Consider the following 21007-nt stretch of genomic DNA (forward strand, 5'->3'; position numbering starts at 1 on the left):
TCATCGTTGACCCTCCATTCGGATCCGCAGTTTTGATAAGTAGCGAGCTGGGCTACCAGGTCACCGGCAGTTCGTAGACGCCGTAGGCGAGTCGGTCGTCCTTGAACGGAACCTCCTCGATCGGAATGGCAAGTTGCAGTGTGGGAATGCGCCGGGCCAGCGTGTGGAAGACGATCTGCAGCTCGGCGCGCGCCAGCTGCTGTCCCACACACTGGTGCCGGCCGTAGCCGAAGGCGACATTGCGATCGGCTCCCGAGCGATGCAGGTAGAGGCGGTCCGGTTCAGCGAAGGCGTCCGCATCCCAGTTGGCCGGGGCAAGGTCGATGATGATGCCCTCGCCGGCACGGATCGTCTCGCCGGCGATGTGGATGTCTTCGAGCGCGACGCGGCGCTGACCGTTCTGAATGATGCTGAGGTAGCGCAAAAGTTCTTCCACCGCGCTGGCGACGACCTTCGGATCTTCGGCGTCGCGGATGACGGCCAGCTGGTCGGGGTTTTCCAGCAGGGCGAGCACGCCGAGCCCGATCATGTTGGAGGTGGTCTCGTGCCCGGCGATCAGCAGGCCGGTGCCCAGCTGGGCGGCCTCCTTGACGCTGAGCTCGCCGGCCTTCACCCGCTCGGCGAGGTCGGACACCGCGTCTGGCGCGGAATCCGAGGCCGGATTCTCCATCTTGGCTTCGACCAGCTGGGCGAGGTACTTGTGCAGGCTCATCGCGCCTTTGACGGTGTCCTCACCGGTGGCGTAACGCGCGAGGCCGACGTTGGCGTGGTGCTGGAACATGTCGGCGTCTTCGTAGGGAACGCCCAGCAGCTGGCTGATCACCAGCGACGGCACCGGCAGCGCCAACGCGGCGACCAGGTCGGCGGGCCGCGGTCCGGCGAGGATCGCGTCGATGTGGTCGTCGGTGATCCGCTGGATGGTCGGGCGCAGGTTCTCGACTCGCTTGAACGTGAAGGGTTTCGACAGCATGCGCCGGAATCGGGTGTGCTCCTCGCCGTCGGCGGTGAAAACCGACCGCGGGCGCTTGTGCACCGTGGAGAGCATGCCTTCGTTCCAGTGCGGGAAGCCGGGCTGGCGGTCATCGACGCTGACCCGCGAATCCGAAAACAGTTCGCGCACTTGCTCGTAGCCCGTGATGAGCCACGGAGTGCTGCCGTCCCAGATCCGCACCCGGGACAGCGGCTTGGCCGCGGCGAGCGCCATGACGTCTGGTGGCGGCGCGAACGGGCAGCGTGGCTCCCTGGCCATCGGGTAGTCCGGGATATCGGAGGTCTGCGCTGTCGCGGTGCTTGTCATTGTGTCTGACATGTCATTCCTCGATGTGGATGGCAAGCGCGGGGCAGGCCGCCGCCGCCCGCCGCGCCCCTTCGGCCTGTTCGGGTGTTGGGTTGGGGTTGAGCAGGACGACGACGCCGTCGTCATCGCGCTGGTCGAAAACGTCGGGCGCGTTCATCACGCAGTTCCCCGAAGAAGCGCAAATATCTTGATCGACAGTCACTTTCATCTTCGAGTCCTTACTCGTACGCCGTCACGGGCGCCAGCCACAGGCCCACGATCGCGTCGATGAGCCCGGATGCCGCGGCCCGCCACGAACGATGAGACGTCACCGCGCCCGCGGCAAGCGCGCGTTCACGGTCGGCGCAGGTGTGCATCAACAGGTTTCGGGCCATAATGTTGCGCTCGAAGTGCACTTCGACTGGAAGTTCGGGCAGGCAGCGGTTGATGCCCTCGACCACCTGGACCAGCGACCGGGAGCTGAGCGCGCCCTTGACGATGATGTTGTAGTAGGCCGGATCGGTCATGGCTTGCGCGGCGAAACGCGCGTACCAGGTCGGGTTGCCGAGCTCGTCCAGATGATCGGTGAGCGGGCGCACCAAACAGGCCACCCAGTTGCGCATTTCGGTCGAACCGCCCGTGTCGAGCAATTCGGACACCATCCGCTCACGGAGGTGCTCGACGGGCCCGCGGTGCTTCTGCTCGATCGCACGCACCAGGTCGGCCTTGGTGCCGAAGTGGTACCCGACGGCAGCGTTGTTGCCCTGGCCCGCGGCCTCGCTGACTTGCCGGTTGGACACCGCGAACATGCCGTGCTCGGCATACAGGCGCTCGGCCGCCACCAGGATCGCCTCTTGGGTGGAACTGGCCCGCTCGGTGCGAACCGTCCGGCCGACGGTGGTCATTGGATCAGTCAACCTCTTGGCCCAGTTTAAGTCAAGCGATTGATTTAAATTGATGGCCGCCACGGGCCCCGCGCCCGCCGTGCCCTGGCCGACCGTGACCGCATCGTCACGCTGGAGGCCGACCGTGACCGCATCGTCACGCTCGCTCCTTCCGGCGACGTCAGGCCTGCTTCTTGGATCGGATCGGCTTGCCCGCCACCGTCCCACCGTCGACCGGAAGCACCGTCCCGGTGACATAGCGCGAGCGGTCGGTGGCGAAATACAGCGCGGCCTCGGCGACGTCATCGGGCGTTCCCTCGCGCTTCAGCGGCCGATCCTCCCGCATCGTCTCGCGGATCCGGGCCTCGAACTGCTTCAGCTGCTCGGGGTCCATGCCGGTCCCCGACTTTCCCAAGATCGGCGTCGGGATGTTGCCGGGTGCGATGGCGTTGACCCGAATCTCGTGGTACGCCAACTCAATTGCAGCGGCCTTGGTGAATTGGATGACCGCGGCCTTCGACGCGCGATAGATCATCACACCGCCGCCGGCCTGGATGCCGCCGATCGAGGTGATGTTAATGATCGACCCGCCGCCGTGTTCGGCCATGTGCCGCGCGGCATCCCGGGTACCGACCATCACGCCCAGCACGTTGACGCCCATGACGCGGTGAAAATCGGCGAGGTCGTCGTCGAGCAGCTTGCGCAGCGGGCTGGAGATCCCGGCGTTGTTCACCATGACGTGCAGGCCGCCGAACGTCTCGACGGCGCCGGACACCAGCGCTGCCACCTGCTCGGGGTCGGAGACGTCGGTCTGCCTGAAGACGGCGTTGGCACCGAGCGACTGCGCCTGCGCCTCGCCCCGGTCGGCCTCGACGTCGGCGATGACGACTCGTGCGCCCTCGGCCACAAATCGCTCCGCGAGGCCGCGGCCGATGCCCGATGCCGCGCCGGTGACGACGGCGACCTTGCCCTCCAATTCGTTAACCACACGACGAGTTAATCGGCGCACGCCGCGTTAAGTCAAGCAATTGATTTAACGCTCGCAAGGGGCGCGCTCCGCGCACCTCCCGGCCTTCCCGCCCGCCGCGGTCAAGGCCATGCTGAGAAGGCCAGTTCGTTGGGAAACGGGAGGCGTGATCATGAAGGTGTTGGTAATAGGTGGCAGCGGGCTGATCGGATCCCAGGTCGTCGCCAGGCTCACCGAACTGGGACACGAGGCGGTCCCGGCGTCGCCGAGCACGGGCGTCAATGCCGTGACCGGTGAAGGTGTCACCGACGCCGTCGCCGGAGTCCACACGGTCGTGGACGTCGCCAACTCGCCGTCGTGGGCCGACGACGATGTCCTGAATTTCTTCACCACGTCTACCCGCAACCTGCTGGATGCGGAACGGGCCGCGGGCGTACAGCATCACGTCGCCCTGTCGATCGTGGGAGCCGACCGGGCGGCCGAAAGCGGCTACATGCGAGCCAAGGTCGCGCAGGAAAAAGTGATCGTAGAATCGGGACAGCCGTATTCGATCGTGCGGGCAACGCAGTTTTTCGAATTCGTTGACGGCATTGCTGATTCGTTGGTCGAGGGCGACACCGTCCGCGCCCCGCACGGGGCGTTTCAGCCGATTGCGGCCGCGGATGTGGCCCTGGCGGTCACCCGCGCGGCGACGGACGATCCGGTCAACTCGGTGATCAACATCGCCGGTCCGGAAAAGCATGGGATGGACGACTTCATCCGCATGCGGTTTGCGGCCACAGGTGATGCGCGCACGGTGGTGACAGATAACGCGGCACGCTATTACGGTGCGGTTCTCGACGACCGCAGCATCGTTCCCACCGACGACGAAGAAGTGACCGTCTATCCCACCACCTTCAGCGACTGGATGGCCGCGCAGGCAAAGAGCGGTACTCAGTAGGGTCGGGAAGTGCGCAAGTGGGGACATCGAGTATCGCGCGATGCCCCAGATACGTTTACGCGGAATCACATTGAAGTGATTGCGTATTATCACCGCGCTCGAGGGTATGCCTGCGCGCGATCATCCGAGGGTCTAGCGCTCGCGGTTGCGCTCCGCCTAGCATCCAAGCACGAGAACGTTGGGGCGAGCCAAAGACGAGGAGCACCGATTGCCCGTGCAGCCCACAAGCGGTGTCCCTGTCGACAGAACTCGGCTCACCAGACGCGGTTTCATGGCCGCCGGTATCGCCGGCGGATTGGCGCTGACGGCGTGCGGCCAAACGAAACCGGAGGCGACGGGCAATGCCCGGTTGACCGCCGCCATCACCGAAACCGAGGCCGCCCGGCCGCATAGCGGCCGCACCGTCACCGCCAACCTGGTACCCCAGCAGGTCGAGGTCGACCTGGGCGGGCCGGTCGTGCGCACGCTGGCCTACGGCAACAGCATCCCGGGCCCGGTGATCCGCGCCCGCATCGGTGACGAGGTCGAGGTGACGGTGTCGAACCGGCTCGATCATCCGACATCGGTGCATTGGCACGGCATCGCGCTGCGCAACGACATGGACGGCGCCGAGCCGGCCACACCCGACATCGCGGCCGGCCACAACTTCACCTACCGGTTCTCCGTGCCGAATTCGGGTACTTACTGGGCGCATCCGCACAACGGCCTGGACGAGGACACCGGCCTTTATCTGCCGGTCATCGTCGACGACCCGACCGAGGGCAATTACGACGCCGAATGGATCGTCGTCCTTGACGATTGGACCGACGGCGTCTCGAAGAGCCCGCAGCAGCTCTACGGCGAACTGAGCAACCCGAACAAACCGCCGCAGAACCCGCCCGAAACGACGACTTCCGAGACGACGAGCGAGACGACGACGACCGAGACATCGTCCACCGAGGCGACGTCGACCAGCCCGACGACGTCAGCCAGTCCGGCACCGCCGGCCGCGGCGGGACGGGTCGGCACCAGCGACCTGCTCGGTGGCGACGCCGGCGACATCGCCTACCCGTACTACCTGATCAACGGGCGAATTCCCGCCTCCCCCATGACATTTAATGCCAATCCGGGCCAGCGCATCCGGATCCGCTTCATCAACACCGCGTCCGACACCGCCTTTCGGGTCGCACTGGCCGGCCACGCGATGACGGTGACTCACACCGACGGCTACCCGGTGGTCCCCGCACAGGTTGACGCGCTGCTCATCGGGATGGCCGAACGCTACGACGTAGCCGTTACCGCCGCGGACGGCGTCTTCCCACTGGTCGCTGTCGCCGAAGGCAAGAATGGCCTGGCACGTGCGTTGTTCTCCACGGCTTCGGGCAGCGCCCCCGACCCGCAGTTCCAGCCGGCCGAACTCACCAAGCGGGTGGGCACCGTCGAGATGTTCACGGCCACAACGCCGGTCAACTTAGGACGCCCCGATTCCGGCCTCGATCTCCCCGTGATCCTGGGCGGCAACATGATGCAATACAACTGGACGATCAACGGGGAGCCCTACGGCAAGACGAATCCGCTGCACGTCCGGCAGGGCCAACGGCCCACCATCACGTTCGACAACACCACGATGATGTATCACCCGATTCACCTGCACGGCCATACGTTCCAGGTGATCAGGGCCGACGGCAGCCCCGGGGCCCGCAAGGACACCGTCATGGTGTTGCCGAAACAGAAGCTGGCCGCCGTCCTGGTTGCCGACAATCCCGGCACCTGGGTGATGCACTGCCACAACACCTATCATCAGATGGCCGGAATGATGACCCGCCTGGATTACGCTTTCTGAGGTTCAGCGTGCGCCCAGGAAATCCATCAGCAGATCATTGACCACCGAGGACCGCTCGATCTGGGGGCAGTGTCCGGCCTTATCGATCACAACCGATCGGGCCCCGTCGATCTGCTTGGCGATCTCGGCGGCCCAACCGGTTGGCAGGAGCTTGTCCCCCGCCCCTTCGACGACAAGTGTTGGCACGCCGATGCGTTCGTAGGCCCGGGTGGTCGAGGGGGTTGCGGATGGCGTGGCGCCGGGGCGGCGGAACCTGGCCGCGGCGATGGCTTCCCAGGCTCCCGGTGCGGTGCTCGACTCGTAGCGACGGCGTACGTAGTCGTCGTCGGCGGGATAGCCGGAGTCGAAGAACAGCGCCTCAACGATGCGGCGCATCGCGGGCAGCGTCGCGTCGTAGTTCTGCAGCGCCTCGAAATGCTCGTTCTGCTGGATCTCGCCACCACCACAGATGATCGCCAAGCTGCGCACCGGGAGCAGCGGTGCGTCGGACGTGGCGTCGGTGAGCAGGTTGATGGCACCCATCGAATTGCCCACGAAGTGCGCCGAGTCGACCCCGAGCAGTTCGCAGAACCGCGCCACATGCCGGATCCGCATGCCGCGGCCGTCGACGAAGTCGATGACCTTCGCGGACTCTCCGAATCCCAGCTGGTCCGGCGCCAGGACCCGATAGCGGGCGGCGAGCGCGGCGATGTTGCGCTCCCAGCCGAGTTCGGCCCCGGCGCCGAACTCACCCCCGTGCAGCAACACCACCGGGTCGCCGTCGCCGGCTTCCAAATAGCTGGTGGCCAGGCCGTCCACCGACAAGGTCGTGCGCTGCATCATTTGATCGCGATCGGGTTCACCGGTGAGCCTACTGCCCCAACGAATCTCAGCGGCGGGGCGACGAGTTGAAACTCGTACACGCCGTCGGCGGCGCAGTCGGCCGCCAGTGCGGTCAGGTCCCAGTACTCACCGAGCATCAGCCCCATGTCGCGCAGCGTCAGCAGGTGGAAGGGCAGGAACACGCCGTCGACCCCGGACACCGGGTCTTCGACTTGAAGATTGTCGGACGCGACCGCCGCGATCTCGTGGTCGTGCAGCCACTGGGCACATCGCCAGTCCAGGCCGGAATATCGTTCGGTCTTGTTGCCCGTCTGCAGATACCGTGTCCACCAACCGGTTTTGATGAGCAGGACGTCGCCACGTTCGATCGTCACACCCTGAGCGCGGACCACATCGTCCAATTCCTGGGGCGTGATGGGGTTTCCGTGCTCCAGGAAGACCTCGGCGTCGCGATGACGCACCAGATCCAGCAGCACACCACGCGAGGTGATGCCCTTACCGTCCACTTTTTCGATGCCCAGCCGGCGGGCGCCGAGGCTGGTCACCGATCCCGCGGGGATTCCGTTGTAGAGCTGGTCGTCGTAATAGACATGCGACAACGCGTCCCATTGGGTGGCCGCCTGCAACGGCATGATGATCATGTCGTCGTTGAACCGGAACAGGTTGTCGACGAAGTACGGGCCCATCTGCGCCGCCGTCGGGTTTCGTTCCCAATCCGGCCCGTACTGGGCCAGCGTGCTGGCGTCACCGCCGTCGACCGTCATCACGTGGATCGGATTGTGCCGAAAGCCGAAGGCGCCCTGCGGCCCCGACGAACCGAAGTCCACGCCGAGTGGAAACACCTTGCCGTGCCGGACCAGGCTTGCGGCCTGGGCGATCTTCTCCTCGGTGATGAAGTTCAGTGTGCCGAGTTCGTCGTCATCACCCCAGCGGCCCCAGTTGCTGACATCGCGAGCGGTCCGGCGAAAGTCGCTCACACTGGCCACGGGGCACGCCCTTCCTCGAGTTCACGCGCGATTGCGGCGCCCACGTTACCGCCGTCGACCCACAACACCTGGCCCGAAATATAGCTGGCGGCATTGCTATTCAAAAAGAGCAGCACCGAGGCCTGCTCGGCGGGGCCGGAGACGCGGCCCAGCGGCTTGGGAATGTCGTCGAGGAAGCCCTGTCCGTACGCCGTGCGCAGCTGGTCCAGGATCGGCGTCTCGGTTACTCCGGGGCCGGTGCAGTTGATGCGAATTCCACGCGCGCCCAGCGGCGTGGCGCTGCGCATGGTGTACAGGATGACCGCTTCCTTGGACAACTGATAGCCGGTGCCCAGCGCGTCGGGATGCGCGGCGCACCAGTCGATTCCCTCCTGCATTGTCGCGGTGGAAAGCAGCGGCGCCACCTCACCGAGGTGCTCGCGGTATGCGGCCGCCGCGAGCGACGACACGCTCACGATGGACGACCCCGCGGCCATCTTCGGGATCAGTGCCTCGGTGGCGTGGCGCATCCCCAGGAAGTTGATGGTCACGACGAGTGGCGGATCGCCGATCCCGGACGACACGCCCGCAACGTTGAACAGCGCATCGACCTGACCCGTCATCGCGCCCACCGCCGACTCGATCGACGCCTGATCGGCGAGGTCGACCTCGTGGAACTCGTCCATCGCGAAGTCCGGTCGCCGTTTGTCCAACCCGATGACTTCGGCACCAAGCTCGGTGAGCTGACGCACCACGTGTTCGCCGATGCCAGAGGCACATCCGGTCACCACCGCACGACGGCCGTCGTAGCGCCACAGCTCGTCGATCTCTCCCAAGGCTCGCCTCGAAATCTCCCGGCTCAGATGCCGTCCGGCCCTACTTCTGCTGTTCCTTTGCGCGCTGCGCGGCCTGCACGCGGCCTTCGTTGATCTCCGCCATGGCTTCGGGGATCTCGCTGGCGGTGAACTTACCGCCGCGACCGGTCGGGAGTCCACCAAACGAGTAATCCTCGTCGAATTGCGGCGCGGTCGATTTCGGCCGGCGCGCCTCCACCTTTTCGATGACGGGCTCCAGCCGCTTCGCCTTTTCCGCCACGGCCTTTGCGTCGCGCTCGATGAATTCGGGCAGCACTTCTTTGCCCATCAGCTCGATGGATTCCATGGTGCCCTCGTGGCTGCGCGGGTTGAGCAGCAAGATGATCTCGTCGACGCCGCTCTCTTCGTAGCCGCGCAGGAACTCGCGCACCGTGGCCGGCGAGCCGATGGCACCCCGGCCGGGCCCGTACGCCAGCGTCGGATCTTTCTCCACCTCTTCGAGATAGCGCTTCCAGACTCCGGTGCGCCCCGGCGTGTGCACTCCGGTCATGTAGTAGTGCATGATTCCGAACGAGAAGAACCCCCCGCCCTGCCCGAGCCGCTGCAACGCCTGCTCGTCGGACTTGGCCACCATCATGGACAGGTCCCCGCCGATGGCCAGGATGTTCGGGTTGATCCGGGGAGTGACCGGCACGCCGTTCTCCTCGAACTCCTTGTAGTAGCCGTTGACCCGCTCGGTGAGGGGTCCGGGGCCGGTGTAGGCGAAACTCAATGCGCCGATCGCCTTTTGGGCGGCCATCTGCACGCTGGCCGGCCGGGTGCAGGCGACCCAGACCGGCGGGTGCGGCTTTTGCAGCGGTTTGGGCACGACGTTGCGCGCGGGCATCTGAACGTGTTCGCCGCTGAAGCCGGTGAACGGTTCCTCGATCATGCAGCGGATCGAGACCTCGAGTGCCTCTTCCCACTGTGCGCGCTTGTCGGCGGGGTCGATGTTGAACCCGCCGAGTTCACCGACCGACGACGACTCGCCGGTACCGAATTCGACGCGGCCGTTGGAGAGCAGGTCGAGCGTGGCGATGCGTTCGGCCACCCGGGCGGGGTGGTTGACCACCGGCGGCAGGTGCATGATGCCGAATCCCAGGCGAATGTTCTTGGTCCGCTGGCTGGCCGCAGCCAAGAAGATCTCCGGTGCCGTCGAGTGGCAGTACTCCTCGAGGAAGTGGTGCTCGGTCAGCCACACCGTGGAGAAGCCCGCTTTGTCGGCGGCCTCGACCTCGTTGAGACAGTCCTGGAGCATGACGTGTTCGTCGTCGGGTGCCCAGGGCCGCGGCAGAGCGAATTCGTAGAACAGTGAGATTTTCATCGTTACCTCCTATGAGTATTAATGGCTCGGTTGGCTGCCTGGGCCGCAACGTGTTTCGCCGCGACATAGCCGAAGGTCATGGCGGGGCCGATGGTTGCGCCCGCACCGGCGTAGCTGCGGCCCATTACCGGCGCGGCCGTGTTACCCACCGCGTACAGGCCGGGAATCACGCTGCCGTCGTCCCGCAGCACGCGGGCCTGTTCGTCGGTCAGCAGGCCGCCCGAGGTCCCGAGGTCCCCGAGAACGATGCGGAAGGCGTAGTACGGCGGATCGCCAACCGGATACAGGTTCGGGTTGGGCAGGGTGTGGTCGCCGTAGTAGTTGTCGTACACGCTGTCGCCGCGGTTGAAATCGTCGTCGTGGCCCTTGCGCGCGAGTTCGTTGAAGCGGCGGGCGGTTTCGGCGAGCTGGTCCGCGGGCACGCCGATCTTGGCCGCCATTTCGTCCCACGTCGCGGCCGCTCTGACGACGCCCGATTCCAGCCAGGCCGGTGGGATCTTGCGGCCGGTGGGCACCGGGGCTCCCGGAATCTTGGGTATCGGCAGGTGCCCCCCGACGACGTAGCGGTTGAACGATCTGTGGTCGGTGATCAGCCAGCACGGGATGTGGGTGACACCGGATCGTTGGCCGTCGATCATGGCGTGGCCGAAGTCCATGTACGGAGCCGCCTCGTTGATGAATCGCTTGCCGGCACCGTTGACGATGAACTGCGCCGGCATCATCCGTTCGTTGAGCATGAATTGCATACGGCCATCCGGCCACTGGATCGCCGGAAACCACCAGGCCTCGTCGAGCAGATCCGTTGCTGCGCCGACCTGTTGGCCGGCGCGGATGCCGTCGCCCATGGCCGCGGGATTGCCGAAGCTCCAGTCCTGATCCACCTCGGGCAGCAGTTCTTTGCGCCAGGCGAGATCGTGGTCGAACCCACCGGACGCCAGGATGACGCCCAGCCGCGCACCGATCCGCTGCGGCTGGCCCTCGCGCTCGACCACCGCGCCGGTGACCGACCCGTCGGCGTCGGTGAGCAACTGCAACATCGGCGAGTCCAGCCAGAGCGGGATGCCGCTTTCCCGCAACGCCAGCCGGAGCCGGGCCGCCAGCGACTGTCCGATCGCCGCCATCCGCTCGCCGAACACCCTCGCCCGGACCATGCGCCCGATCAGCTTGAGCAGCACGCCCTTGCCCGCCCACGACTGCCTGATCCGATAGAACGTGCGCAGGTCCTTGGGTCCCAACCAAATTCCCTTCGGGGCCAGCGCCAGGGGCGCGAGCAGCCTCTGCTCGTCGGGCCCCAACTTCCGCAGGTCGATCGCGGGCACGTTGATCGTGCTGCCGAGCTCGGAGCCGCCGGGCAGCTCGGGGTAGTAGTCGGCATAGCCCGGCTTCCAGACGAATTCGAACCATCCGGACAGCTGCTCGAGGAACTGCAGCATTTGCGGCGCGCTCTCGACGTACTGCCGCAGCCGGGCCTCGCTGACCAATCCGTCGGTGATCTGCTTGAGGTAGTCCACGACGGCTTCGGGCGAGGGCACATAGCCCTCCCGCCGCTGCGCGGGTGCCCCGGGCACCCAGATGCCGCCACCGGACAACGCGGTGGAACCGCCGAAGTGCGACGACTTTTCGATCACCAGCGCGTCAAGCCCGGCCGCCTGCGCCGTCAGCGCGGCCGTCATGCCGCCACCGCCGGACCCGACGATAAGCACGTCGACAACTTGATCGAAACCGTCCAACGCCTCCGTCATTTCGGAAGCGCCGTTCTGATGGCAAAACCGGCGATCAGTTCGGGTGCGGGCTTGTAGTAGCGCCCGGTGGTCTCGTACGGCCCCGCCGCTTCCAACGCACCGAACGCCGCCACCCAGGTGCGGATCTCCTGCGCGGAGCTGCCGCCCTCATGGGCGACAAACGAATTCGACCACCCATCCAATTCGCTCAGCCATCCTCCGTCGATGATCTCCAGAAATCGGTGGTCCCACGCCGGGTTGAGCGCCTGCAGCTCGCTCTCGCCGGCGGCGAAACCCTTGGCCGCATCGATGACCGCGGCTTGCCGGGCCTGCCGCTGCTCGGGCGTCATCGGCCGGCCGTGCACGATCCGCTCCAGCACCGGCGCGGGTGCGGTCGCCAGGGTCGGCACCGGCGGGCTGTGCGAGAGCCCACCGGATCCCAGGATCAGAACTCGCTTGTCCAGGGTGACCAGGTAGTCGCCGACGGCCCTGCCGAGCGCACGGCAGCGATGCATCGGTCCCAGCGGCACGCCGATGGCGTTGACGAAGATCGGTATCACGGGACGGGCGGTGGCGTCGCCGAAGAGCTTTTCCAGCGGCTGGACCGCGCCGTGGTCGACGTCCATGCTCGCCGACACCGCGATGTCGACCCCCGCGTCGAGCACCGCCTTCGCGCATTCGGTCGCAAGCACTTCCGGCACGTTCAGCGGGCCGGCATGGGTGCCGTAGTCGCCGACTCCGCAGGCGCTGGTGCCGATACAGAAGGGCGGCATCACCTTGTAGAAGAAGCCGTTGTAGTGATCCGGGGAGAAACTGACCACAAGTTCGGGGTCATACTCGTCAACGAAGCCGCGCGCTGCGGCGATCGCGCCCTCGATGTCGTCAAGCAGGTCCCGCGACGGCCCCGGAAGATTCAGGAGAGGGCTGTGCGACATACAGCACAGAGCCAGTGCCACTTTGCGATTCACCCCCTCGCGGCGTGAGGGTGAGTGCGTCGAGGAGTGCGGCACTCAGGTCGGGGGCGCGTTGAGCGATGCAGGCGCCCGCGATGCACCGGTCGGGGCGCAGGAACAGCACCGAGTCGGAGTGGGTGTCGAACCAGGATTTGAGGCCCCCGTTCCGGTCGCCGACGACCACGACGTCGGGGTCGTCGTGTCCGGTCCAGTGCAGCTGGGTCACCGGGCGCAGCGCAAAGAACCGGGCGCCCAAGGCTTTCCAGTTCGCGAAAGCCACATCGCCGAGAATCTTGCGCGGGTTGTTGTTCCAGCACAGCACGGCGAACCACGAACCGAGCACGTCGTCGAGCAACACGTTCTGCTGGTCCCGGGTGTCGACGCGAGGCTGGATGAACAGGGTCCCCACCGGCGAATCGGTGCGGCCCGGCGCGGCGTGTACCACCGCTCCGTGTTCGTAGCGTGGCATCGGCTTGAACCGCATCTCGAGCACATATCGCTTGAGCGACGGGACAATTGACGCCGAGCGCACCAGCAGATCCCGAGCGGTCGCGACCCGGCGGCTGGTGGGCGAGATCACCCGGCCCACCATGGTGGACAGGTCGATCATCGCGCGGGCGTGCTTGCGGCGCTCCACGTCATAGGTGTCCAGCAGCTTGTCGTCGGCCCGGCCACTCACCACCGCGGCGAGCTTCCAGCCCAGGTTCGCCGCGTCGCGGATCCCGCTGTTGTACCCCTGGCCCTGCCACACCGGCATCAGGTGGGCCGCATCCCCGGCCAATAGCAGCCGGCCCTGGCGGAACGCGCCGGCGATCCGCGAGTGGTGGGTATATACCCGGCGCCGGATCACGTCAACCCGGTCGGGGTGTGGCACCATCCGGGCCAGCATCTGCGTGAGGAACGCGGGATCTTCGGCCTGCTCATCGGTCTCGTCGGCGTGAATCATGAACTCGAAGCGGCGAATCCCGTGGGCGATCGAGATCGAGGCATACGGCCGTTCGGGGTCGGCGCCGACCTCACTGTTCGGATGCCCGAGCGGGTCGTTGGCGATGTCGACCACCAGCCACCGGGTCGACGACGTCGTCCCGTCGAACGACACACCCATCACCCGGCGGGTCATGCTGCGCCCGCCGTCGCACCCGACCACATAGCGCGCCCGCACGCGTGAGGTGTCACCGTCGTTGTCGGCGCCACCGAGTTCGACGGTCACCCCGTCACCGCTCTCCTGGCATGCCGTCATCGGCCGCCCCCACCGCACCTGGACGTGTTCGAAACGGTCCAGGCCGGCCAGCAGCTCGGCGTCCACGAGCGGTTGCACGAAGCCATTTCGCTTCGGCCACCCGAAACGTGCGTCCGGCGGTGCCATTTCGGCGAGCACGCGGCGCTTGGCGTCGACGAACCGGAGAATCTGGTTGGGCACCGTGTGCGGCAGCACCCGCTCGGCGAGCCCGATCGACTGGAAGGTCCGCAGCGCCTCGTCATCCAGGCCGACCCCGCGCGGGTAGTCGATGAGAGTGTCGCGCTCGTCGATGACGACCGTGCGGATGCCTTGCAGGCCAAGGATGTTGGCGAGGGTCAACCCAACGGGTCCCGCGCCCACCACGAGGACGTCGGTCTCGATGTCAGGTACCTGCTGCCCCGGTGCGACCATCACCGGCCCAGCAGGAAGTCAAGATGCAACTGATTGAACGTCTTGGGGTCCTCGTACTGCGGCCAGTGGCCGCAACCGGGCATCACCTCGAAGCGCGCGCCCGGAATCATCGACGCCATGCGACGTCCCTCCGTCACGTCGGCGGTGGGGTCGTCACTGGTCCACAGCACCAGTGTCGGGGCGATGATCGACCCGTATTCGTCGGGTCCCAGGATGTTGCGCGCGCGAATCTCCGGATCCTGCAACGCCATGATGTCGCTCATCGCGGAGACGAATCCCGGTTGGCGATAAACCCGTTGGCGGCTGGCAACCAGGTCGTCGTAGTCCTTCGACTTGTCGGCCATCAACCACTTGATCCGCGCTTGCACCGTCTCCCAGGTCGGGTTCTCGGCGGCGGCCATGGACAGCGTGATGATCCGTTGCATCACCACGGGGTCGGCCTGCGAACCGCCGGCGGTGTTGAGCACCAGCCGCTCGACCACGTCGGGATGGTCGACGGCGGTGCGGGCGGCCACCCAGCCCCCGAGCGATTCGCCACTGATGTAGGCGCGGTCCACGCCGATGGTGCGCAGCACCGCCATCAGGTGCTCGACGTAGTGCGCGACTTCCAGCGGGTGACCCGGCTTGTCGGTGTATCCGTGGCCCAGCATGTCGATCGACCAAGTCCAGAAATGCTCCGCGTGCGCGCCGAGATTGCGGACGTAGGCCTCGGCGTGGCCACCGGACCCGTGCAGCAGCACCAGGACCGGCTTGCCCGGATCACCGGCACGCAGGTAGCGGGTCCGTATTCCTCCGGCGTCGAGGTAGCCCTGCTCAAACGCGACGCCCTGGAGATCGCTCCAGATGCTCTCGAACTCCGCCACGGTGCTGTCCGGCCTCCAGATCGGGGAAATCTCGTTCTCGTTTTTGGCTTATCTTATGTGCTAATATCGCACACTGATGTGCGTTATATATAGAGCTTCGCTCTCGCGGCAAGGTCTGTCAAGGCTGTGACGGGGTCCGGTACCGGTTCGCAGACCCTGGCCAGGGGTCTGACCGCGCTGCAGATGGTGGCGGACTCCCCCGGCGGACTGACGGTGCAACAGCTCGCCGATCAGGTGGGGGTGCACCGCACGATCGCCTATCGGCTGCTGACGACGCTGGCCGAGTTCCGGCTCGTGACCAAGGGAGAGGACGGCCGCTACCGGCCCGCCGCGGGCCTGGCCGTGCTCGGCGCATCCTTCGACCGCAACGTGCGACAACTGAGCCTGCCGACGCTGCGGGCGCTGGCCGATGAACTCGGCACCACCGTGTCACTGCTCATCGCCGAGGGCGACCAGCAGGTGGCGATCGCGGTCATCGTGCCCAGCCATGTCGCCTACCAGCTTTCCTTCCACGAAGGCAGCCGCTACCCGCTGGACCGCGGCGCCGCCGGAATCGCCCTGCTCGCCTGCATGCCCCCACGCCCGGGGGAACGAGAGCTGGTTTCCCGTGCGCGCGAACGGGGTTGGGTGACGACCTACGGTGAAATCGAACCGAACACCTACGGCCTGGCCGTGGGGGTGCGCCGTCCGGTGCCGTCCCCGCCGACGTGCATCAACCTCATCTCGCACCGGGAAGACGTCGTGATGCGCGGCAAGGATGCGGTCGTCAAGGCCGCCAAGCAGTTGTCGGAGCTACTGAGCTGAAGGGATAGCAGTCCATGTCATGGGACCACGAAGTCGACGTCGTCGTGCTCGGCAGCGGCGGCGCCGGCCTCACCGCCGCACTGACCGCGGCCGTCACGGGCGCCTCGGTCGAGGTTTACGAGAAGGCCCCGACCGTCGGCGGCACCACCGCCGTGTCCGGCGGCATCGTGTGGATCCCCGCCCATAACCGTTCTCCCGACGGCGAATTGACGCCCGCCGACGCGCTGCGGTACCTGCGCGCCCAGTCGCTCGGATCGATGGACGACGAGCTGGTCGAAACGTTCGTGCGCACCGGGCCGGCGATGCTCGATTTCATCGAGGCCCACAGCGGTCTCCAGTTCGAGATCGCGACCGGATTCCCCGACTACCGTCCCGAGTTACCGGGAGGGCAGCCGGGCGGCGGCAGGTCGCTCAGCGCGGCACCGTTCGACCTGGCTCAGCTCGGCGAATGGGCAACGCGGATAACGTCTTTCCCGGCCGACTGGTCCAACGTCGGCTTCGACGCCGAGACCCGGGCGCGCCTGCACGCGGCGATCGACGAACGAACCAGCCATCTGTGCGTCGCCGGCACCGCGCTGATCGCGGGCCTGCTCAAGGGCCTGCTGGATGCCGGGGTCACCCCACACACCAACGCCCGGGCCGAAGGCCTCATCGCCGAAGGCGGAGAGATCACCGGGGTGCGCGTGGCCCTGCCGGATCGGCCGATCAGCGTCCGCGCCCGGCACGGGGTCATCCTGGGCACCGGCGGCTTCGAGTGGGATACGGCTCTGACACAAGCCTTTCTGCGCGGCCCCATGCACGGTGCGGTCTCGCCGCCCAACAACACCGGCGACGGCTTGCGCATGGCGATGGAGCACGGGGCCGACCTGGCCAACATGGGCGAAGCCTGGTGGGTGCCGATCGTGCAGATCCCGGGCGACACCATCGAAGGAAAGCCGCGCAGCCGCAGCGTGCGGCTGGAGCGAACGCGGCCGCGCAGCATCATCGTCAACTCGGCCGGCCGGCGCTTCGTCAACGAGGCATGCGATTACAACTCGATGGCCGGCGCCTTCCACTACCTCGATCCGCGCGGCGGCTACGTCAACGATCGCGGCTGGATGGTGTTCGACTCGATTCACCTGCAGCGCTACGGTTTTCTCGGCATCGAACCGGGACAACTCGTCCCCGACTGGTTCTGCGAGTCGGCGGACCTCACCGAGTTGGCCGCCAAGACGGGTATCGACGCCGACGGTCTGGTCCGCACGGTCGAGAGCTGGAACCGTCACGTGGCCGCGGGCGCGGACCCCGACTTCGGCCGCGGCTCCAGCGCCTACGACGGCTACTGGGGCGATGACAGCGCGACCACACCGGCCGGTAAGACGCTGGGCCCGATCGATACCGCCCCGTTCTACGCGGTGCCGGTGAGCATCGGCGCGATGGGCACCAAGGGCGGCCCGCGCACTGATCACGACGCCCGCGTCCTGCATGTCGGCGGCGAGCCGATACCGGGCCTGTTCGCCGCGGGCAATGCGATGGGCGGCGTGACCGGGCGGGCCTACGGGGGCGCCGGCGGAACGCTGGGTCCGGCAATGGTTTTCGGCTACCGAGCGGGCCACGCGGCCGCCACCGGGAAGTCCGTCGACCTGAAATAACGGCGTAGTTGCGTTGGGAGCCGAGCTACGGGTGGCCGGTAGCTCTAGGACGCGAGCTTCTTCATCATCGTCGAGCCCGGCGACGCGCAGTCCGCCTTCCTCCAGCGCTGGGACGAGAAGCATGCCCGCGACGGCCACCGATGCTAATGAAATTCACGCTCGTGCTGGCGGAATCGATTCAACGTAAGTCATTCTGAATTGATGGTTGCCTACGACCGGATCGGCGCCACTTATCGCAGCACTCGCCGGCCCGACCCGCGGATCACTTCGCAAGTGCATACCGCGCTCGCCACGATGGGCGCCGTCGTCAATGTCGGGGCCGGCCCCGGCTCCTATGAGCCGGCGCAGACCGTCGCCGCAATCGAGCCCAGCATGGTGATGATCGCTCAGCGTCCACCGGGGTCAGCACCGTGTGTTCAGGCCGTCGCGGAGGCATTACCGCTGCGAGACAACTGCGTTGACGCCGCGATGGCACTGTTGACCGTGCATCACTGGAGCGATCTCGCCACCGGTATCCGCGAGTTACGCCGGGTCAGCCGCCGCCGGATAGTGGTGTTCACTTGGGATCAGACGGTGTTGGCCGACTTTTGGTTGCTGCGTGAATATTTGCCCGATGCGGCTCGGATGAATGATGCGCTGCACGTACCGATCGAGCGATTGGTGGAGCTGCTGGGAGGGGCCCAGATTCAGGCTGTGCCGGGTACCGCATGACTGCACCGACGGATTCGGCGCCGCCTATTGGCGCCGTCCCGAGGCTTACCTTGACCCCATTGTCCGCGCCGGTATCTCCATGCTGGCATATGCGGGCGAGGCGCCCCTGGCGGACGGCTTGGCCCGGCTTGCGGCCGATCTGCGGACCGGACGGTGGCATCAACGGCACGCGGGGCTGCTTGGACAACAACAGCTGGACGCCGGCTATCGCCTATTGGTCAGCGATTGCGGTTGTCACACAGCTTCAAATCGATCCTCGTAAATCCCACCATCTTTCGACCAGGCCGCGGCGGCTCCTCGCGCGGCTGCGCGACCATCAGGCGAGTTTGCTTCGCGATAGCGCCGGTGATAGCGCACATGGGAATCGCCTCATGCCGGACGCAACGGTCGCCGCAGCACCCACATCCGGCGCCTTGGGCGCGACCGTGGCACGTTTGGGCGGCCGGGAGTTGTCGTAGGTGGCTGCGATGATGTCGTTATGTCCCCGACCGCGAGTGCAGCCAGCGTCGAGGTGCGCCCTAAGGATCGTCTTGAGGTGCTGTTCGAGGAGTTGGCGCAGTTGGCGGGTCAGCGCAATGCGATTGATGGGCGCATGGTGGAGATCGTGGCCGAGATCGATCGCGACGGGCTCTGTGGAATGACGGGTGCGCGGTCGGTGCCGGCGTTGGTGGCCTGGAAGATGGGTTGCTCGTCGGCGAACGCCCACACGATCACCACCGTGGCGCGCCGGATCGAGGAGTTTCCGCGTTGCGTCCAGGGCCTGCGGGAGGGCCGGCTGTCGCTGGATCAGGTGGGGGTGATCGCCGCGCGCGCCGGTGAGGGATCCGATGAGCATTACGCGCAGCTGGCGTCGGTTGCCACGGTCAACCAGTTGCGTACCGCGGTCAAGCTGGAACCGCGACCTGACCCCGCGCCTCGGCCCGAGCTCGAGGCCTCGGTCACCAAGACCAGCACCGAGCACGGCAGCTGCTGGCGGATCACGCTTCCTCACCTGGATGCGGCGAAGTTCGACGCCGCCTTGGCGTCGCATCGAGAGGCGCTGATCGCCGAGTGGAAGCACGATCACGCCAATGGCGCCGGCGATCAGGCGCCGCCGATGCCGGGGAGCGCCGAGGCGTTTATGCGGCTGGTCGAGGCGGGCTGGGATGTTGAGGCGGCGCGGCGCCCGCACGGGCAGCACACCACCGTGGTGGTGCACGTCGATGTTGAAAAGCGCGCCGCGGCGCTGCATCTGGGTCCGTTGCTGAGCGACGCCGAACGCCGCTACCTGACCTGTGATGCCACCGCCGAAGTGTGGTTCGAACGTGGCGGGGAGGTGATCGGTGCGGGGCGGGCGACGCGGGTGATCAGCCGGCGGCTGCGCCGCGCGCTCGAGCATCGCCATCGCACGTGCGCGGTGCCGGGATGTGGTGCCACCCGGGGTCTGCACGCCCATCACCTGCGGCATTGGGAAGACGGCGGCGCTACTGAGCTGAACAACCTGGTGCTGGTGTGTCCTTATCACCACCGGTTGCACCATCGAGGTGCCATCACCATCACCGGACCCGCCGACGCGCTTACCGTCACCGACAGCTCCGGGCGACCCCTGCACCCCGGATCGCTGGCCCGCCGACCAACCCGACCCCCGCCCGCCATCCCGCCGTGTGCCGGGCCCCTCGGCGAGCGCGCCCAGTGGTGGTGGTACGACCCCTTCCAACCCCAACCACCACCGACAACCAATTAGGTAGCTCACCAGCACCGGATCAAAGACCAAACCGGTTGAGGCAATAGAAGTTTCGTTCACGATACGCACAGCAACGCCGCGTGCACGCGTCTCAAGTGATCTGCCCGACGCTCAACTCAGGGCGATCGCACGCGACGCACCTCCGCCGATCGGCCCGCAAAGGTGATGAATGCGCGTGTCCCCCGATCGGGGGACAGCGGGCGTCAGTCCGTTCCGGGCGGCGGAGGTGAGATCAGTTGGTCCGCGGCCGAGTATGGGTCCCGCTCGCCGTCGACGACCGCCTCGGCGAGCCGGTCGAGATCGGGCTGCGTGCGCAGCCGGGTTTGCGCGAGCGACAGAATCTGTGCACGGGCGCGGGCAAGGCGACGAGCGCGGCTGTCGGTGCGGCGGTGGTCCTCGATGGCGGCCATCAGGTCTTCGATGCCTTCACCCCGGGCCGCGATCAGCGAAACAATGGGGGCGCTGGTTTCTGCCCGAAGGTCCCGAACCGTCTGTTCGGCACCGTCCCGATCCGCCTTGTTGACCGCCACGATGTCGGCGACTTCCAGCACTCCCGCCTTGGCCGCCTGAACCGCGTCGCCCGCGCCGGGATTGAGGATGACGACGGTCGGGTCCGCGACGGCGGCGATCTCGATCTCGGACTGCCCCACCCCCACCGTCTCCAGCAGGACTACGTCGTAACCGATCGCCCCCAGCAGCCGGATGGCCGCCGGCACCGCGGCGGCCAGGCCGCCCAGGTGCCCACGGGTGGCCACCGAACGGATGAGTACGTCGGAGTCGTTGATGTGCGCGGCCATCCGAATCCGGTCGCCTAGCAGGGCTCCGCCACTGAACGGGGACGACGGGTCCACCGCCAGCACCGCCACCCGGTTGCCGCGCTCGCGGTAGGCGGCGACCAGCGCGGCGACCGTCGTCGACTTTCCCGCGCCCGGCGGCCCGGTGATGCCGACAACCGGCCCCATGCCGTGCGGTGCGGGACCGATATTCGCCAGGACCTCGTCGCGCTGGTCGCCCTCGACCAGGCTGAGCAGCCGACCGGCCGCGCGGGGAGATCCATTGCGCGCGCGGGCAATCAGGTCAGCGATGATCATGTACG

At 66.8% G+C, this 21007-nt stretch carries 18 protein-coding genes and 1 pseudogene; 6 read left to right on the forward strand and 13 right to left on the reverse strand.

All coding sequences use genetic code 11. The features are described 5' to 3' along the window. Positions 1–52 precede the first annotated feature (52 nt). The 4 genes from ACYQ8K_RS07570 to ACYQ8K_RS07585 form a co-directional block, all read right to left on the reverse strand. Positions 53–1309: a cytochrome P450 gene (locus tag ACYQ8K_RS07570; RefSeq protein WP_459967858.1), complete on the reverse strand. Its 1257-nt coding sequence runs from the start codon at positions 1307–1309 to the stop codon at positions 53–55. A gap of 1 nt (position 1310) precedes the next feature. Further along, positions 1311–1505, reverse strand: coding sequence for a ferredoxin (locus tag ACYQ8K_RS07575; protein ID WP_459967859.1), 195 nt, complete (start codon positions 1503–1505; stop codon positions 1311–1313). Positions 1506–1515: 10 nt separating this feature from the next. Next, positions 1516–2181, reverse strand: a complete 666-nt coding sequence (locus ACYQ8K_RS07580) for a TetR/AcrR family transcriptional regulator (protein ID WP_459967860.1) — start codon at positions 2179–2181, stop codon at positions 1516–1518. Between the two features lie 160 nt (positions 2182–2341). Further along, a complete protein-coding gene (locus ACYQ8K_RS07585; protein ID WP_459967861.1) occupies positions 2342–3148 on the reverse strand; it encodes an SDR family NAD(P)-dependent oxidoreductase in 807 nt (268 codons plus the stop codon). Between the two features lie 151 nt (positions 3149–3299). Here ACYQ8K_RS07585 and ACYQ8K_RS07590 point away from each other — a divergent pair, with 151 nt between their 5' ends. Both ACYQ8K_RS07590 and ACYQ8K_RS07595 read left to right on the forward strand, forming a co-directional pair. Continuing rightward, positions 3300–4067, forward strand: coding sequence for an SDR family oxidoreductase (locus ACYQ8K_RS07590; protein ID WP_459967903.1), 768 nt, complete (start codon positions 3300–3302; stop codon positions 4065–4067). Positions 4068–4275: 208 nt separating this feature from the next. Next, positions 4276–5889, forward strand: a complete 1614-nt coding sequence (locus ACYQ8K_RS07595) for a multicopper oxidase family protein (RefSeq protein WP_459967862.1) — start codon at positions 4276–4278, stop codon at positions 5887–5889. Positions 5890–5892: 3 nt separating this feature from the next. On the opposite strand, the gene ACYQ8K_RS07600 is transcribed toward ACYQ8K_RS07595, so the two are convergent. Genes ACYQ8K_RS07600 through ACYQ8K_RS07635 form a run of 8 tightly spaced genes read right to left on the reverse strand, consistent with a single transcriptional unit; the run spans position 5893 to position 15042 of the window. Then, positions 5893–6708 carry an alpha/beta fold hydrolase gene (locus tag ACYQ8K_RS07600; RefSeq protein ID WP_459967863.1) on the reverse strand — a complete coding sequence of 272 codons (816 nt, stop codon included), beginning with the start codon at positions 6706–6708 and terminating at the stop codon, positions 5893–5895. Next, positions 6708–7697, reverse strand: a complete 990-nt coding sequence (locus tag ACYQ8K_RS07605; RefSeq protein ID WP_459967864.1) for a cyclase family protein — start codon at positions 7695–7697, stop codon at positions 6708–6710. The genes ACYQ8K_RS07600 and ACYQ8K_RS07605 overlap by 1 nt, the downstream gene beginning before the upstream one ends. Further along, complete coding sequence (locus tag ACYQ8K_RS07610) at positions 7685–8512, reverse strand: coniferyl-alcohol dehydrogenase (protein ID WP_459967865.1); 828 nt, start codon at positions 8510–8512, stop codon at positions 7685–7687. The genes ACYQ8K_RS07605 and ACYQ8K_RS07610 overlap by 13 nt, the downstream gene beginning before the upstream one ends. A gap of 40 nt (positions 8513–8552) precedes the next feature. Further along, positions 8553–9854 (reverse strand): LLM class flavin-dependent oxidoreductase, encoded by a 1302-nt coding sequence (locus ACYQ8K_RS07615; RefSeq protein WP_459967866.1) that lies wholly within the window; start codon positions 9852–9854, stop codon positions 8553–8555. 2 nt (positions 9855–9856) lie between these two features. Next, a complete protein-coding gene (locus tag ACYQ8K_RS07620; RefSeq protein WP_459967904.1) occupies positions 9857–11584 on the reverse strand; it encodes an FAD-binding protein in 1728 nt (575 codons plus the stop codon). Between the two features lie 8 nt (positions 11585–11592). Continuing rightward, positions 11593–12510 (reverse strand): 3-carboxyethylcatechol 2,3-dioxygenase, encoded by a 918-nt coding sequence (locus ACYQ8K_RS07625; protein WP_459967867.1) that lies wholly within the window; start codon positions 12508–12510, stop codon positions 11593–11595. Further along, positions 12458–14179: a bifunctional 3-(3-hydroxy-phenyl)propionate/3-hydroxycinnamic acid hydroxylase gene (locus ACYQ8K_RS07630; protein WP_459967905.1), complete on the reverse strand. Its 1722-nt coding sequence runs from the start codon at positions 14177–14179 to the stop codon at positions 12458–12460. The genes ACYQ8K_RS07625 and ACYQ8K_RS07630 overlap by 53 nt, the downstream gene beginning before the upstream one ends. Next, entirely contained in the window at positions 14179–15042 is an 864-nt protein-coding gene (locus ACYQ8K_RS07635) for an alpha/beta fold hydrolase (protein ID WP_459967868.1), read from the reverse strand. The genes ACYQ8K_RS07630 and ACYQ8K_RS07635 overlap by 1 nt, the downstream gene beginning before the upstream one ends. Before the next feature lie 126 nt (positions 15043–15168). Here ACYQ8K_RS07635 and ACYQ8K_RS07640 point away from each other — a divergent pair, with 126 nt between their 5' ends. From ACYQ8K_RS07640 to ACYQ8K_RS07655, 4 genes and pseudogenes are all read left to right on the forward strand, one after another. Then, a complete protein-coding gene (locus ACYQ8K_RS07640) occupies positions 15169–15846 on the forward strand; it encodes an IclR family transcriptional regulator (protein ID WP_459967869.1) in 678 nt (225 codons plus the stop codon). Positions 15847–15860: 14 nt separating this feature from the next. Beyond that, on the forward strand, positions 15861–17477 hold the full coding sequence (locus ACYQ8K_RS07645) for an FAD-dependent oxidoreductase (protein ID WP_459967870.1): 1617 nt from the start codon (positions 15861–15863) through the stop codon (positions 17475–17477). A 201-nt stretch (positions 17478–17678) separates the two neighbouring features. Then, positions 17679–18450 (forward strand): annotated as a pseudogene (locus ACYQ8K_RS07650) (methyltransferase domain-containing protein). A 216-nt stretch (positions 18451–18666) separates the two neighbouring features. Continuing rightward, positions 18667–19911, forward strand: a complete 1245-nt coding sequence (locus ACYQ8K_RS07655; RefSeq protein ID WP_459967871.1) for an HNH endonuclease signature motif containing protein — start codon at positions 18667–18669, stop codon at positions 19909–19911. A gap of 203 nt (positions 19912–20114) precedes the next feature. On the opposite strand, the gene meaB is transcribed toward ACYQ8K_RS07655, so the two are convergent. Continuing rightward, positions 20115–21002, reverse strand: a complete 888-nt coding sequence (gene meaB / locus ACYQ8K_RS07660) for a methylmalonyl Co-A mutase-associated GTPase MeaB (protein ID WP_459967872.1) — start codon at positions 21000–21002, stop codon at positions 20115–20117. Between the last annotated feature and the right edge of the window lie 5 nt (positions 21003–21007).

This window comes from Mycobacterium sp. MUNTM1 (assembly GCF_054660795.1).

Excerpts from the sequence above, each read along its gene's own strand:
- ACYQ8K_RS07575 (WP_459967859.1), bottom strand. The coding sequence starts at position 1,505 with ATGAAAGTGACTGTCGATCAAGATATTTGCGCTTCTTCGGGGAACTGC.
- ACYQ8K_RS07600 (WP_459967863.1), bottom strand. The coding sequence starts at position 6,708 with ATGCAGCGCACGACCTTGTCGGTGGACGGCCTGGCCACCAGCTATTTG.
- ACYQ8K_RS07570 (WP_459967858.1), bottom strand. The coding sequence starts at position 1,309 with ATGTCAGACACAATGACAAGCACCGCGACAGCGCAGACCTCCGATATC.
- ACYQ8K_RS07625 (WP_459967867.1), bottom strand. The coding sequence starts at position 12,510 with ATGTCGCACAGCCCTCTCCTGAATCTTCCGGGGCCGTCGCGGGACCTG.
- ACYQ8K_RS07580 (WP_459967860.1), bottom strand. The coding sequence starts at position 2,181 with ATGACCACCGTCGGCCGGACGGTTCGCACCGAGCGGGCCAGTTCCACC.
- ACYQ8K_RS07630 (WP_459967905.1), bottom strand. The coding sequence starts at position 14,179 with ATGGTCGCACCGGGGCAGCAGGTACCTGACATCGAGACCGACGTCCTC.
- ACYQ8K_RS07615 (WP_459967866.1), bottom strand. The coding sequence starts at position 9,854 with ATGAAAATCTCACTGTTCTACGAATTCGCTCTGCCGCGGCCCTGGGCA.
- ACYQ8K_RS07590 (WP_459967903.1), top strand. The coding sequence starts at position 3,300 with ATGAAGGTGTTGGTAATAGGTGGCAGCGGGCTGATCGGATCCCAGGTC.
- meaB (WP_459967872.1), bottom strand. The coding sequence starts at position 21,002 with ATGATCATCGCTGACCTGATTGCCCGCGCGCGCAATGGATCTCCCCGC.
- ACYQ8K_RS07655 (WP_459967871.1), top strand. The coding sequence starts at position 18,667 with ATGTCCCCGACCGCGAGTGCAGCCAGCGTCGAGGTGCGCCCTAAGGAT.
- ACYQ8K_RS07645 (WP_459967870.1), top strand. The coding sequence starts at position 15,861 with ATGTCATGGGACCACGAAGTCGACGTCGTCGTGCTCGGCAGCGGCGGC.